This is a genomic window from Microbacterium sp. NPDC019599, assembly GCF_040632175.1.
Lineage (GTDB): Bacteria > Actinomycetota > Actinomycetes > Actinomycetales > Microbacteriaceae > Microbacterium.
In genome coordinates, this window is the sequence record NZ_JBEYBL010000004.1 from 106,026 (window position 1) to 120,383 (window position 14,358).

Genomic DNA, 14,358 nt, shown 5'->3' on the forward strand with positions numbered 1-14,358 from the left:
GGCGCGGCAGCATCCGTCTTGCGCCGTGATGTCGAGATCGCCGCATCGCAGGACGGAGGGGCGGGGATGCTGTGGCGTCGCGGTCATCTGCGACGTCACGGCGCGGCAGCCCAGCGCCCGCCGCGGACGTCAGGCCGAGGTCAGCAGCTCGAGCAGCTCGCGGTAGCGCGCAGCCGTGCGCTCCACGATCTCGGGCGGGAGCTCGGGCGGCGTCCCGTTCTTGTCCCACTTCGCGGCGAGCCAGTCGCGGACGATCTGCTTGTCGAAGCTCGCCATGCGCTCGGCCGGGGTCGTCCCGGTGCGCCAGGCCTTGGCATCCCAGTACCGTGACGAGTCGCTCGTGAGCACTTCGTCGGCGAGCGTCAGGACGCCCGCGCCGTCGACGCCGAACTCGAACTTGGTGTCGGCGAGGATCAGGCCGTGCGCCTCGGCGGTCCGGGCCGCGCGCGCGTAGATCTCGAGCGACAGGTCGCGCAGCTGCGCCGCACGGTCGGCGCCGACGAGCTCGACGGTCTGCTCGAACGAGATGTTCTCGTCGTGCTCGCCCATGGGCGCCTTGTAGGCGGGCGTGAAGAGCGGCTCCGGCAGCCGGTCGCCGTCGCTCAGGCCCTCGGGAAGCGGGATGCCGCACACCGTGCCCTGCGCCCGGTACTCCGCCCAGCCGGAGCCCGTGAGGTATCCGCGCACGACGCACTCGACCGGGAGCATCTCGAGGCTCCGCACGACCATCGCGCGCCCGCGGACGGCTTCGGGGATGAGCGGCTGCAGGTCGTCCGGGGTGTTCGGCCCGCCGTCGGGGCCGTCCGTCAGCACCGCGGACGCGGCGAGGTGATTCGGGATGCTGCGCCCGCCGTCGCCGCCGGCGAGCCGGTCGAACCACCACAGGCTGAGGGTCGTCAGCAGCACGCCCTTTTCGGGGATACCGGGGGAGAGGACGTGGTCGAAGGCGCTCACGCGGTCGCTCGCGACGACGAGCATGCGGTCTCCGCCGTCCTCGGGGACGTAGAGGTCGCGGACCTTGCCGGAGTAGACGTGCCGCCAGCCGGGAAGCTCGAGGGGGGATGTCACCTGGCCATTATCCCGGGCGCGGACCCGTGGCCGATCCCCGCGCGTGTCGGGGGGTTGAACGAGAGCCGCCGCGCCACGATCCCGGAGCGTGTCGAGGGGTCGAGACTCGGCCCGCCGCGGCAGGCCGGCTACGGGGTGATCTCGTCGAGGTAGGCGAAGGCCTCGGCCATGAGCGGGCCCCAGTTCTCGGCGGCCGAGGTCGGCACGACGAGCCACTCGCGCGCGGGGCGGCCGCGCATCTCCATGCGGGAGGCGACTCCCGACGCCTCGATCTCGTCGGCGCGCGCCTCGGGCACCTTGACGACGAGGCCCCCTGCGAAGCCGACGAAGGCGAAGACCTTGCCGCGAATCCGCAGTCCCTCGCTCCCGAACATCGCGCCGATGTCGACGCCGTCCCGCGTGAGGTACTCCTCGGCGAGCGGATCGAAGATCGCGAAAGCCCGTTCGCGCTCGGCGTCGTCCTTCATGGGGCTCACGGTAGTCGCGGGGAGCGACATCCGGTATCGGACCAGCGGGAGCGTCACAACCCGCGCACGGCATCGCGACGGCTCGTATCGTGATCGGCATGAGCCGAACGCACATCCGGGACTTCCACGACGACGATCTCGACGGGATCGTGCGGCTGTGGGAGGCCGTCCACGATGCCGTGACGACGCCCGTCTACTCCCTCGCCGAGGTCATCGCCTCGTGCCAGGCGGACCACGCCGTCGTCGCGGTGCGCGGCGACCGGATCGTCGGCGCCGCGGTCGGCCGTGCGGCTCACGCACAGGGCTGGATCGTCTTCTTCGGGACCATCGAGCAGGATGCCGCGAACCAGGTGGGGGCCGCGCTGCTGGACGCCCTCGAGCGGCGCATGGCGACGCTCGGCCTGTCGAAGCTGTCGGTGCTCGTCGCGGGCGACGGCGGGGGCCTGGACGCGCTGACGCAGAACGGGTTCGGCCTGCAGCACCGCCTGCGCTACCTCGAGCGTCAGATGCCCGTGCAGCGGCGCGAGCTCGATCTGCTCAAGGAGGTCGGCGGCCGCATCATGCCGAGGCACCTGTGGGAGGCCGTCGCCGGCATGCGGCACGAGAAGGACCTGCTCGAGGAGCGGCTCGTCACCCCGCTCGCGCGTCCCGACCTCGCCGAGCGGTTCGGCGTCGTACCGCCCCGCGCCGTCATGCTCTTCGGCCCGCCCGGCACCGGCAAGACGACCTTCGCCAAGGCGGTGGCATCGCGCCTGGACTGGCCGTTCGTCGAGGTCTTCCCGTCACGCCTCGGCGATTCGCCGAAGGGCATGGCCGCGGGCCTGCGCGCCACGTTCGAGAGCATCGGCGAACTCGAGCACGCCGTCGTCTTCATCGACGAGGTCGAGGAGATCGCCTCCCGTCGCCGCGGCGATCCGCCGTCGCCGACGCAGGGCGTGACGAACGAGCTGCTCAAGCTCGTCGCCGAGTTCCGCGAACGCGAGGGCCGGCTCCTCATCTGCGCGACGAACTTCGTGCGCTCGCTGGACGCCGCATTCCTCCGCCACGGGCGCTTCGACTACGTCATCCCGATCGGGCTGCCGGACGCCGAGGCCCGGCGTGCGATCTGGACCCGGTACGTCCCGGCCGACGTGGCCGCGACGGTCGCCTTCGACCGGCTCGTCGAGGCGAGCGCGGGGCTCACGCCGGCCGACATCGAGTACGCCGCCCGGCGTGCGTCGCAGAGCGCACTGGCCCAGGCGCTGCGAGACCCGAGCGGTGCCGAGGGCGAGGCGCTCGCGACGTCCGACTACCTCGAGGCTCTCGGCGCGACCCGCGCGACCGTGTCGGACGAGACCGCGGGCGAGTTCGTCGACGACATCGACTCGTTCGCGCGGCTCTGACCTCGATGCGTGACGGTGCCTCGGATCGGCTCCACCCCGTCGCCGAGCCTGTCGAGGCGTGAACTCGAGCGCGGTCGGCGGGCCCGGCTCTAACGACCCCGGCCGCGCTCGTGCGCCCAGATCGCGAGCTCGACGCGGTTGCGGGCGCCGAGCTTGGCCATGATGCTCGCGAGATGCGTCTTCACGGTGCTGAGCGAGATGTGCAGCTCCGTCCCGATCTCGGTGTTGCCGAGGCCGCGGGAGACCGCTTCGAGCACCGCCTCCTCGCGATCGGTCAGCGGGCTCGAGGGCTGCACGACGGCCTCGCGCGGCGTTCCCGAGAACGCCTCGATGAGCCGCACCGTCACGGTCGGGTCGATGAGCGCGTCGCCTCGTGCCGCGGCGCGCACCGCCTCCGCGAGCATCGTGGCGCCGGCATCCTTCAGCAGGAAGCCCCGCGCTCCCGCCCGCAGCGCCGCGTAGACGTACTCGTCGAGATCGAACGTCGTGATGACCACGACCGGGATCGGATCGGCCACACCCGGGCCCGCGAGCGCGCGCGTCGCTCCGAGACCGTCGAGGGCCGGCATCCGGATGTCGACGAGGCACACGTCCGGCCGGATGCTGTGCGCCAGCGCGACCGCCTGCGCACCGTCCGCCGCCTCACCGACGACCTCGATGTCCGGCTGTGCGTCGAGGATCATCCGCAGGCCCGTGCGCACGAGGTCCTGATCGTCCGCGATGAGGACGCGCACCGTCACGTCGTCCAGGCCTTCCGTGGCAGCAGCGCCTCGACCGTCCAGCCTCCTGCGGCGTCCGGCCCCGCCTCGCAGGAGCCGCCGAGCAGTGCGGCGCGTTCGCGCATTCCGCGGATGCCGAAGCCGGGGCTCGCCGCGCCGGCAGGTGCGCCGTCGTCGTGGACCCGCAGTCGCACGCCCTCGGTGCCGACCCTGACGTCGACGTCGACCTGCGTCGCGTTGCGCGCGTGCCGCCGCGCGTTCGTCACGGCCTCCTGAGCGAGCCGGAACGCCGCCGCCGCGACGGCGGGAGGCACGAGGCCGGCGTCGCCCTCGATCCGCACGCCGACGGCCGGGGCATCCGTCCGCTCGAGCGTCCTGATGTCGGCGAGTCCGGGTGTCGGTGCGAGCTCGGCGGCGTCGGTGGTCCGCAGGACGCCGACCATCGCCCGCATCTCGCGAAGAGTCCGGGATGCCTCGCCCTCGATCGTCCGCAGGACGTCGGCCGTGGCATCCGGGTCCGTCGCCGCGACGGTCGCGCCCGCCTGCGCCTGGATCGCGATCGCCGAGACGTGGTGGGCGACGGTGTCGTGGAGGTCGCGCGCGAGCTGCTCGCGCTCGACGAGGCGCACGCGCTCGAGCTCCCGGGCGCGCGCGGAACTGCGCCAGCGGAGGGCGATGCCGAGCGTCGCAGTCGTGACCGCGACGGCGACGCCGCCGATGACGTCGGCCGGGGTGGGGGATCCCGACACGAACGTCAGGACGATGCCGATCGCGACGAGCGCGCCGCCGAGCACGATGGCCCGCCCGGACCCCCAGCGGAACACGGCGTAGAGCAGGATCAGGAAATAGGCCGTCGTGTAGAACTGCGGGTCGCCGCCCGTCGCGAGGCTCACGGCCGTGCCGATCGTGAAGGCGGATGCCAGCATCGTGAGGGGTCGCTGACGTCGCCACAGCAGGGTGACCGCGAGCACCGCCAGCACGACGGCCCAGAGCCAGCGCCACGGGACCTCGGGGCGAAGGGATGCCTCGACCACCGCGAGCATGGGGACGACGCCGACGAGCACCCAATCCCGCCAGACCCGGCGAGGGGGCGCAGGCGATGCCGCGGGAGCGTCCCAGAGCGCGCGGACCGGGCTCGTCATGCCCTCATGATAGGTGCGCACTCGCGGCGGCACCCCGGCTCGCGGCGGCACCCCGGCTCGCGGCGGCACCCCGGCTCGCGGCGGCACCCCGGCTCGCGGCGGCACCCCGGCTCGCGGGACGGGCGCCCGCCCGTGCGCGGCGGCGGATGACGACCTCGGCGACGGCGAGGTTGAGGGCCCATCCCGCGGCCATGAGGACGGTGTGCATGACGGGGCTCGGCGTGCCGATGAGCAGAGTGAACGCGAGGAACGTGAGGACCTGCGTGCCCGCGCCGAGCCCGATCGCGTACGCGCGCGTCATCCAGGCGCTGTGGGTCGGGACGTCGCCGCGCCGGATCGCGAGGAAGGCGTAGACGATGGCGGCGGCCATCGCGACGGCGAGCACGATCCGGATCGCGGACAGGCCGGGCCCCGTGACGGATGCCGGGAGGTCGTAGAACAGCGTCATCCACAGTGCCGACAGGGCCGAGGCCAGGCCGGCGGGCGCGACGATGCGACCCGAGGTCCGGTGCCACCGCCGGCGGCGCAGCGACGGCGCGAACTGCAGCGCGCCGAGCAGGAGGAACAGGCTCGAGCCCACGATGTGCACGACGACGGGCACGGGCGAGTCGAAGAACCGCGCATTGTCCTCGGTCACGGTCGCGCCGGTCGTGAGCTGCGTCAGACGGGAGGCTCCCGCGATCATCGGGACGAGGCTCAGCGCGATGAGCCCGGCGGGGGCGAGCCATTCGGTGCGGCGCCTCGAGGTGCGGGGCGGGGCGGCGGTGATCGTCATGCGGCCATGCTCCCGATTCGGGATGCCGCGCCGCATCGGCCTCTCGGCTCGACTTCCTCGGCCGATCGGCCGATCCCGGCGCGCGTGGCTTCGGACCCTCGACGGGCCCGGGGACCGTGCCGCTCGGGAGGAGTTGTGGCCGTGGGAAGGTGCCGCACGCGGTGTGGGACCTCCGAACGGGCACACGCCTCGGGAAGGCCCGGCCGGCTCGGCGGCCGTCCCGGGGCTGACCCGCCCTCGATCGCTGGGCTTGGCGAGCGTCGAACTCGAGCGCGACGTCCCGAGTGGCTCGGCACCACCCGGCTGAGCGCGCGGCGGCCTCGATCAGCAGATCGTCCGCGACAGCCCCGCCGACCGAACGTGTCTCACTACTCGCGACTCGGCGCCGCGCCAGGTCGCCGGAACTGTGACACGGGACGTGGGCACCGCCGGGAAGAGGGACGGGTGACCCCTCGACGGGCCCGGGGACCGTCCCGCTCGGGAGGAGTTGTGGCGGTGGGGAGGTGCCGCACGCGGTGCGGGACCTCCGATCGGGCACAACGCCTCAGGGGCGTCTCACCGGTGCGACCCCTCGACCTGCTGGGGGACCGTACCCGGCGCGCCCCGAAGTCCCGGGTCCACACCCTCAGGCCGGACATTGGGAGTGCGCGCGGCGTCCGCCCCTCCGGGAACGCCGCGCGCAGGTCACAGGACCCAGGAGGCCAGTGCGTCCGGGTTGCCGAAGCGGTGCGCCGTGATGCTCACGGCCTGCTCGTGCACGAAGGGCAGCAGCTCGATGCGACCCGCCCGCGTGACGGGGCCGTCGAACACGGCGATGTCGGGGCGACCCGCCGCAGCGCGGTCGAGCACCGCCGCCGGGGCGCCCAGCAGGCGCACACGGGGCCGGGGCAGCGCCGCGAGGCGCGCGTGGGCCGTCTCGGCATCCTCCACGGCGACCGGGATGCCGCTCCTGCGGATCTCGGCTGCGACGGGCGCCGGCAGCGCCTCGGCGACCGACAGACGCACCGTGGCGCCGGCCCGGACGGCCGCGGCCGCGACCCGGACGATCTCGGCGAGGCGGACGCCCGCCTCCGCGCGGATCTGCGTCTCGGCCGGCAGGTACCGGAAGACGTTCCGCTCGGCCGCGAGGCCCGAGCGGTCGCGCAACGCGCCGAACTCCTCCGACCAGGCGGCGGAATCGGATGCCACGGCCTCCGTCAGCCAGGCTCCCTCGTCCTCCGAGAGCGACGGCGAAGCGGCGGCGACGATCGCGTCGGCCGGCGAGGGTCGGGTGGCGACAGCATCCCGCACCGGCGCGTCGGTCCAGCGGCCGAGGCCCGCGAGGTAGTTGGGGCCGCCGGCCTTGAAGCCCGCGCCGACGACCGACTTCTTCCAGCCGCCGAAGGGCTGGCGCTGCACGATGGCACCCGTGATCCCGCGGTTGACGTAGAGGTTGCCCGCCTGCACGGAGGCGAGCCACTGCCGCACCTCGGCCGCGTCGAGCGAGTGCAGGCCCGCCGTCAGGCCGTAGTCGACCTCGCTCTGGATCGCGATCGCCTCGTCGAGGGTCGCGGCCGTGATGATGCCGAGGATGGGGCCGAAGTACTCCGTGAGGTGGTACTCCGAGCCGCGGCGCACGCCGTCGCGGACGCCCGGCGTCCAGAGCTTCGACGCTTCGACAGACTCAGCGGCCGAGGGGAGCGCGCGCGGCTCGATGAGCCACGACTCGCCCTCGCCGAGCGTCGTGAGCCCCTCGAGGAGCTTGCCCGAGGGGGGCGCGATGACGGGTCCCACCTGCGCGGTCGGGTCGGTCGGCAGCGCGACGTGCAGCGACCGCACGGCGTCGACGAGCTGCGTGCGGAAGCGGCGCGACTGCGCGACCGAGCCCACGAGGATGACGAGGGATGCCGCGGAGCACTTCTGGCCCGCGTGCCCGAATGCCGAGTGCACGACGTCCTTGACCGCGAGGTCGAGGTCGGCGCTCGGCGTCACGATGATCGCGTTCTTGCCGCTCGTCTCGCCGAGGAGGCGGAGGTCCTGGCGGAAGCCGCGGAACAGCTCGGCCGTCTCGTACCCGCCCGTGAGGATGACCTGATCGACGGCGGGCGATGCGACGAGGCGCTCGCCGAGCGACGAGTCGCTCAGCTGGACGAGCTGCAGGACGTCCTTCGGGACGCCCGCCTCCCACAGCGCCTCGACCATGACCGCACCGCAGCGCCGCGCCTGGCGTGCCGGCTTGATGACCACGGCCGAGCCCGACGCGAGCGCCGCGAGCGTGGACCCCGCCGGGATCGCGACGGGGAAGTTCCACGGCGGCGTCACGAGCGTGACGTCGGCGGGTGTGAAGTCAGCGCCGTCGACCTGGTCGAGCTCACGGCCGCGTTCGGCGTAGTAGTGCGCGAAGTCGATCGCCTCGGACGCCTCGGGGTCGGCCTGGTCGATGGTCTTGCCCGCCTCCGACGCCATGACCTCGAGCAGGTCGGCGCGGCGCGCCTCGAGCACCTCTCCCGCGCGGTGCAGGATCGCGGCGCGCGCGTCGGCGCCGAGCGCCTGCCACTCGGCGGCGGCCGCGCGTGCGGTGTCGAGTGCCGCGTCGACGGCTGCGGCATCCGTCAGCACCGCCGCGTCGGCGGTCGCGACGCCGAGCTGCGAGCCCGGCACGCGCGACAGGATGTCCAGGCCCCACGCGCGGTTCGCCGTGACGGCCGGGTCGGTGTCGGGCGTGTTGGCGAAGCCCTTGCCGGGGTGCGGCGCCGGCGCGAGGGCGCGGTTCTGCACGCGGTGGGACGGCGGGATGCTGTCATCCAGCGCGCGCAGCGACGCGAGGAAGCGGTCGGTCTCACGCTGGAGCATCGCCGGGTTCGAGTCGAGCTCGAACAGCGCAGACATGAAGTTGTCGCTCGAGGCGCCCTCTTCGAGGCGGCGGATCAGGTACGCGATCGCGACGTCGAACTCGCGCGGGTGCACGACCGGCGTGTAGAGGAGGAGCCCGCCGACCTCGCGTCGCACGACCTCGGCGATCGACTCGGCCATGCCGAGGAGCATTTCGTACTCGACGCCCGCCGTGACTCCGCGCTCCTTCGCGAGCAGCCAGGAGTGGGCGATGTCGAAGAGGTTGTGACCGGCGATGCCCAGGCGCACGTTCTCGATGCGGTCCGGCTCGAGGGCGTAGTCGAGGATGCGCTTGTAGTGGGTGTCGCTCTCCTGCTTCGTCGACCACGTCGCGAGGGGCCAGCCGTGGATCTCGGCATCCACCCGCTCCATCGACAGGTTCGCGCCCTTGACGAGGCGCACCTTGATGCCGGCGCCGCCACGCGCGCGGCGGGCCGCGGCCCACTCCTGGAGCCGGATCATCGCCGCGAACGAGTCCGGCAGGTACGCCTGCAGCACGATGCCGGCCTCGAGCTTCTCGAACTCGGACTGGCCGAGGATCTGCGTGAAGACGGCCATCGTGAGGTCGAGGTCGCGGTACTCCTCCATGTCCAGGTTGATGAACTTGGGGGTCGGCGACGACGCCGCGAGGCGGAACAGCGGGGTCAGGCGCTCGACGATCGCCTCGACGGCCTCGTCGAAGCCCCACGCCGAGTGCGGGCCCACCATGGCCGACACCTTGACCGAGACGTAGTCGACGTCGTCCCGTCCGAGCAGCCGTGCGGTGCCCTCGAGCCGGCGCTGGGCCTCGCCCGCGCCGAGCACGGCCTCGCCCAGCAGGTTGATGTTCAGGCGCACGCCGTCGCGCTTGAGGGCGTGGATCGCCTTGCCGAGCTTCTCGTCGCGCGCGTCGGCGATGAGGTGGCCCACCATGCGGCGCAGAACGGTGCGGGCGATCGGCACGACGACGCCCGGCGCGACGGGAGCCATGACACCACCCAGGCGGACGGCTCCGCGCAGCGGGGCGGGCAGGAACCCGGGGACGAGAGGCGCGACGCGGTTCAGCGCACCCGCGGCGACACGCGTGTCCTCGGGGCGGACGACGCCGTCCACGAATCCCGTCGTGAACTCGAGGCCCGCAGGGTCGCTCAGGACCCCCGCGAGGCGCTGCGCTGCGACGCTCGCGGGGATGGTCGACGCCTCCTCGAGCCACCGATGGACGAGCGCGATCGTCTCGTCGGCGAGGTGCGGAGCGCTCTCGGGCGCGATGTCGGGAAGGACGGGCGTCGTCACAGGTCTCCTCCGGAAAAGGTCACACAGGTGTGCTTCCAGTGTCCGCTCGACATCCGTGAAAGAAAAGCGACGCTTTCTTCCGTATTCTCTTCACAATCACTTAATGATCGGCGGTTCCGGATGCTGGACCTCAAGAAGCTGCGCCTCCTGCGCGAGCTGCACCTGCGCGGGACGATCGCCGCCGTCGCGGAGGCGGCGTCGTACAGCCCGTCCGCCGTGTCGCAGCACCTCGCGCAGCTCGAGCGCGAGGCGGGCGTCGAGCTGCTGCGCAAGTCGGGGCGCGGCCTTCGCCTGACCCCAGCCGCAGAGCGCCTCGCCGCCCGCACCGCCGACCTCCTCGACGTCATGGAGCTCGCCGAGACCGAGCTGCGGACGTCGGGCGAGGACGTCGTGGGAACGGTGCGCGCGGCGGTCTTCCAATCCGCGATGCTCGCGCTCATGCCGGCGGCCCTCGAGGCGATGCGGACCGTCGCACCGGAGGTCCGCGTCGAGCTCGTCCAGCGCGAGCCCGAGACGGCGCTGCACGAGACGTGGCTGCGCGACTTCGACCTCGTCGTCGCGGAGCACTACCCCGCCCACGATGCGCCGCACCACCCCGGGCTGGACCGGCAGTCGCTCACGACCGACGCCATCCGCCTCGCCGTCTCGGCGCGGGAGCACGGCGCGATCACCTCCGTCGCCGGTGCCCGAGACCTCCCCTGGGTCATGGAGCCGAGGGGAGCGGCATCCCGCCACTACGCCGAACAGCAGTGCCGTGTCGCGGGGTTCGAGCCCGATGTGCGCTTCGAGACGGCCGACCTGCAGGCGCACGTGCGGCTCGTCGAGACGGGCAACGCCGTCGCGTTCCTTCCGGACCTCATCTGGTGGGGCGCCGAGCCGACGGGATGCCGCCTCATCGATCTGCCGGCAAGCCCCCGCCGCACGGTCTTCACATCGGCGCGGGAGGCCGGGAGCGAGTTCCCCGCCGTCGCGGTGTTCCGCCGGGTCCTTTCCCAGGTCGCCGCCGAGCTCACCGCCCGCTGAGGCCCGGCCGCCGCTGTCGCTGCCGCTCTCGCGCGTCTCGGTGAACCCCGTGCCGGGGCATCCCGTTCTTCGTGTTCGTCTCCGTCGAACGTCGGGTCTGGCGCGCGGAAGGGCGCGTTGCACGGAGACGAACCGCAGGCACAGGCCTCGACGGGCCCGAGCCTCTCGTCTCGCTTCGCTCCCTCAACGCCCGGGGATGGAGCCCAGCCCGACCCGGCCAGGTCGTTGAGCGAGGAGCGAAGCGACCGAGACGAAACGCCCGAGCGGCCCGACGACCGAGGGTCAGTCCGTGACGCGGGCCGCGATGTCGGTGCGGTACTGGCCGCCCTCGAGGCCGATCTCGGCGAGGGCGCGGTAGGCGCGGTCGCGCGCCTCCGTGAAGGTCGTGCCGAGCCCGACCACATTGAGCACGCGCCCGCCCGTTGCGACCAGCCCGTCACCCGCGACAGCCGTGGCCGCGTGCGCGAGGTGCACGCCGTCGACGGCGGACGCGGCATCCAGTCCCGAGAGCGGGCGCCCAGTGACGGGAGCCTCCGGATACCCCTCGGACGCAAGGACCACCGTCACCGCAGCGGCACCTGCGAAGGCGGGGCGGGCGTGGTCCTCGAGGTGACCGGACGCCGCTGCCAGCAGCAGCTCCGACAGCGGGTCGATGAGCCGCGGGAGCACGACCTGCGTCTCGGGGTCGCCGAACCGGGCGTTGAACTCGATGACCTTGACGCCCTGCGGCGTGAGGATCAGGCCCGCGTAGAGGAGGCCGATGAAGGGGGTTCCCTCGGAGTCGAGCTGATGGATGACGGGCTCCGCGATCTCGCGCGTCACGAGGTCGACGAACGCGTCCTCGGGATCGGCCGACTCGCCCTCGACCGCCTGCGCCGGCACGTGCTCGCCGAGCCAGGGGAGAGGGGAGTACGCGCCCATGCCGCCCGTATTGGGCCCCGCGTCGCCGTCGCGGAGGCGCTTGAAGTCCTGCGCGGGGCTGAGCGGCAGCACGTGGTCGCCGTCGCTCAGGAAGAAGAGCGACACCTCGGGGCCGGAGAGGAACTCCTCCACGAGCACGGGGCCTGCGGGCAGGTACGCGTCGGCGTGGGCGAGGGCCGCCTCGCGGTCCTCCGTCACGATGACGCCCTTGCCCGCAGCGAGCCCGTCGGCCTTCACGACGTGCGGGGCTCCGAACTCGTCGATCGCGGCCTCGACCTCGGCGCGCGTGTACGCGTGGACGGCGCGACCGGTCGGAACGCCCGCCGCCTCCATGATCCGCTTCGCGAAGGCCTTGGACCCCTCGAGCTGCGCCGCCGCCTTGCCGGGGCCGAAGACGGGGATGCCGCGCTCGCGCAGGGCGTCCGCGACGCCCGCGACGAGCGGAGCCTCTGGGCCGATCACGACGAGGTCGATCGCGTGCTCGTTGGCGTGGTCGGTGACGGCGCCCGGGCTGTTCGCGTCGAGGTCGACGATGGTCGCGTCGCGCGCGATGCCGGCGTTGCCGGGGGCCGCGAAGATCTCGTGGCCGGCCTCCTCCGACTGCAGAGCGAGGATGATGGCGTGCTCGCGAGCACCGGAGCCGAGGACCAGGATTCGCACCCGCCCAGCCTACCGACGCCTCGATCCCCGACCTTCGTCCGGAATTCAGGCTGGATGCGGGCAACGCCCCCGCAGGGCCCCGCGATTCCGGCGATCGGCGGCTCGCGCGACGCAACGAGCCTGAGTTGCGAACGGACCTGCGGCCGAGACGGACGTACCGTGGAGGCGTGGCCAAGAAGATCGACGTCGCCGAGGGCCGCGCGGCGCTGGACGCGGTGCGCGCGGCGGGAGCAGCATCCGCCCGCCCATCCCGCACGGATCACGCGACGGCCGTCCGCTACCTGCTCCAGCTGCTCGCCGAGAAGGCACCCGGCAACTCCGTCGAGATGCGGGTGCCGCCGTTCGGCGCGGTCCAGGTCGTCGAGGGCCCCCGGCACACGCGCGGCACACCCCCCAACGTCGTCGAGACCGACGCCGACACGTGGATCGCGCTCGCGACGGGAGCCGAGCACTGGGCGGATGCTGCCGCCGCCGGCCGCATCCGCGCTTCGGGCGTCCGGTCCGACCTGTCGGCGCTCCTTCCGCTGCGCCCCTGACCGGAGCCATTCGAGCCCGACGGGCGGACAATGGGTGCATGGGACGTGAGCCCATCACCGCCTACGACGACGACCTGCCGGAGAACGAGCATGTCGTCAACGAGGAGTGGGAGACCGGCGCGGTGCGGCGCGCCCCTCGCTATGGGCGCATCCTCTTCCTGAGCGTCGTGGCGGGGCTCGTCGCGGCTGCGGTCCACACCGCGGCGTCGACCGTCGTCGCAACGACCGACGATCCGTTCTCGTCCCAGCTCTCGGGAGTCGTCTGGATCTTCGGAGTCCTCGCGGTCGTATGGGTCGCGATCACGCTCCTGCTGGCCGCGACGGCCATCATCGTGATGGATCGCCTGCTGTCGCGCCGCAGCCGCCCCGTCATCACAGAGCATTCGACGGTCATCGTCGACGACCTGGTCTCACCGATGACGGACGAGATCCCGACCTGGGTGCGGCAGGCGGACGCCGAACGCGGCGACGCTCGCGACGAACCGCCCGAGCGACAGCCTGAGGGATGATGGAGAGATGTCCGACGCAGCCACCCCTCCGACGCCCGAGGCCGGCACCCGCACCGAGCGGGTCCGCGTGCGCCGAGCGCCGAAGTTCTCGGTCTTCCTCATCCTGGGGGCAGCCCTCGGCCTGCTCGTCGCCATGATCCTGACGTTCGCCTACGACGGCACGGCGAACCAGAGTCCCAACACCGGCCTCGTCTACTCGACGGGTCAGGTGTTCGGCTTCCTCTCGCTGATCTGCGTCGCGATCGGGCTCGCCGTGTTCGGCACCGTCGCGCTTCTCCTCGACCGTGCGAGCCGTCGGAAGGCGCGCGAGGTGACGGTGGACCGCGAAACGATCCAGGGTCCCCCCGAAGCCTGAAGCGCGGCCGGTCAGGCCAGCTCGGCGATGATCGGGTGGATCGCGGCGTCGAAGGCCGCGACATCCCCCCGCAGTCCGTCCGTGACGGCGATCGTGAGCGATCCGATCCACCACACACCGCGCTGCGACAGCGGCAGCACCTGCACGTTCAGCTCGAACGAGTGCGCGCGCCTGCCCACCTGCCGCTCGTGCTCGGCGATCGCGCTCGCGTAGGCGCGATACGAGACCCCGGGCTTGGCGGCAGCGTCCTTGCGGTAGCGCTCCTTCGCCGACTGCGAGTACGCGAGCGCTTCGGCGGCCCACGGCGTGATCGCCTCGCGCAGGTCGTCGCAGCCCTCGAGCGGAAGCGCGACGAGCGTGTCGAACCCGTCGACGAGATCCAGCGGGACCGGCGACGGGTGCGCCTGCGGCTCGACCGTCATCGCCCAGTACTCGCGCCACTGCCGTTCCAGTCGCGCCTGGGCGTCATCGTCCCGCTGGTTCTCGCGGGGCGGGATGCCGCGCAGCTGCGGCAGCTCATCGGGGGAGCGGATGCCGAGCACTTGGCGCAGATAGAGCGCGAGCAGCACAGGCTGGCTCGCGTCCTCGCGAATCACCCATTCAGGCGTGGCGCCGCTGCTCATGCGGATCATTCTAAATCTCGACTCCCCCTCCGGCG

General features: G+C 72.7%; 13 protein-coding genes. 5 read left to right on the plus strand and 8 right to left on the minus strand.

What is annotated here, in order from left to right; translation table 11 throughout:
* Positions 1 to 129: 129 nt before the first annotated feature.
* Together ABZ477_RS09345 and ABZ477_RS09350 are read right to left on the minus strand one after the other, a co-directional pair.
* A complete protein-coding gene (locus ABZ477_RS09345; protein WP_360131365.1) occupies positions 130 to 1,068 on the minus strand; it encodes a phosphoribosylaminoimidazolesuccinocarboxamide synthase in 939 nt (312 codons plus the stop codon).
* Positions 1,069 to 1,196: 128 nt separating this feature from the next.
* A complete protein-coding gene (locus ABZ477_RS09350; protein ID WP_360131368.1) occupies positions 1,197 to 1,535 on the minus strand; it encodes a TfoX/Sxy family protein in 339 nt (112 codons plus the stop codon).
* Positions 1,536 to 1,633: 98 nt separating this feature from the next.
* Here ABZ477_RS09350 and ABZ477_RS09355 point away from each other — a divergent pair, with 98 nt between their 5' ends.
* Entirely contained in the window at positions 1,634 to 2,917 is a 1,284-nt protein-coding gene (locus ABZ477_RS09355; protein ID WP_360131371.1) for an AAA family ATPase, read from the plus strand.
* Positions 2,918 to 3,006: 89 nt separating this feature from the next.
* On the opposite strand, the gene ABZ477_RS09360 is transcribed toward ABZ477_RS09355, so the two are convergent.
* The 4 genes from ABZ477_RS09360 to ABZ477_RS09375 form a co-directional block, all read right to left on the minus strand.
* Positions 3,007 to 3,657 (minus strand): response regulator transcription factor, encoded by a 651-nt coding sequence (locus ABZ477_RS09360; RefSeq protein WP_360131374.1) that lies wholly within the window; start codon positions 3,655 to 3,657, stop codon positions 3,007 to 3,009.
* Positions 3,654 to 4,778 (minus strand): histidine kinase, encoded by a 1,125-nt coding sequence (locus tag ABZ477_RS09365; RefSeq protein WP_360131376.1) that lies wholly within the window; start codon positions 4,776 to 4,778, stop codon positions 3,654 to 3,656. The genes ABZ477_RS09360 and ABZ477_RS09365 overlap by 4 nt, the downstream gene beginning before the upstream one ends.
* A gap of 4 nt (positions 4,779 to 4,782) precedes the next feature.
* Positions 4,783 to 5,553 (minus strand): DUF2306 domain-containing protein, encoded by a 771-nt coding sequence (locus ABZ477_RS09370; protein WP_360131379.1) that lies wholly within the window; start codon positions 5,551 to 5,553, stop codon positions 4,783 to 4,785.
* Between the two features lie 684 nt (positions 5,554 to 6,237).
* A complete protein-coding gene (locus tag ABZ477_RS09375; RefSeq protein ID WP_360131382.1) occupies positions 6,238 to 9,696 on the minus strand; it encodes a bifunctional proline dehydrogenase/L-glutamate gamma-semialdehyde dehydrogenase in 3,459 nt (1,152 codons plus the stop codon).
* 120 nt (positions 9,697 to 9,816) lie between these two features.
* Between ABZ477_RS09375 and ABZ477_RS09380 the strand changes: the two genes are divergently transcribed.
* Entirely contained in the window at positions 9,817 to 10,719 is a 903-nt protein-coding gene (locus ABZ477_RS09380; RefSeq protein WP_360131385.1) for a LysR family transcriptional regulator, read from the plus strand.
* A gap of 282 nt (positions 10,720 to 11,001) precedes the next feature.
* Here the strand turns inward: ABZ477_RS09380 and purD are convergent, their stop codons facing one another.
* A complete protein-coding gene (gene purD / locus ABZ477_RS09385; protein ID WP_360131388.1) occupies positions 11,002 to 12,300 on the minus strand; it encodes a phosphoribosylamine--glycine ligase in 1,299 nt (432 codons plus the stop codon).
* Positions 12,301 to 12,467: 167 nt separating this feature from the next.
* Here purD and ABZ477_RS09390 point away from each other — a divergent pair, with 167 nt between their 5' ends.
* Genes ABZ477_RS09390 through ABZ477_RS09400 form a run of 3 tightly spaced genes read left to right on the plus strand, consistent with a single transcriptional unit; the run spans position 12,468 to position 13,700 of the window.
* The gene (locus ABZ477_RS09390; RefSeq protein WP_360131391.1) at positions 12,468 to 12,836 is read left to right on the plus strand and encodes a sterol carrier family protein; all 369 of its coding nucleotides are present in this window, start codon (positions 12,468 to 12,470) and stop codon (positions 12,834 to 12,836) included.
* A gap of 38 nt (positions 12,837 to 12,874) precedes the next feature.
* The gene (locus tag ABZ477_RS09395; RefSeq protein ID WP_360131394.1) at positions 12,875 to 13,345 is read left to right on the plus strand and encodes a hypothetical protein; all 471 of its coding nucleotides are present in this window, start codon (positions 12,875 to 12,877) and stop codon (positions 13,343 to 13,345) included.
* 7 nt (positions 13,346 to 13,352) lie between these two features.
* Positions 13,353 to 13,700, plus strand: a complete 348-nt coding sequence (locus ABZ477_RS09400; protein ID WP_360131397.1) for a potassium transporter Trk — start codon at positions 13,353 to 13,355, stop codon at positions 13,698 to 13,700.
* Between the two features lie 11 nt (positions 13,701 to 13,711).
* On the opposite strand, the gene ABZ477_RS09405 is transcribed toward ABZ477_RS09400, so the two are convergent.
* Entirely contained in the window at positions 13,712 to 14,323 is a 612-nt protein-coding gene (locus ABZ477_RS09405) for a zinc-binding alcohol dehydrogenase (protein ID WP_360131400.1), read from the minus strand.
* Between the last annotated feature and the right edge of the window lie 35 nt (positions 14,324 to 14,358).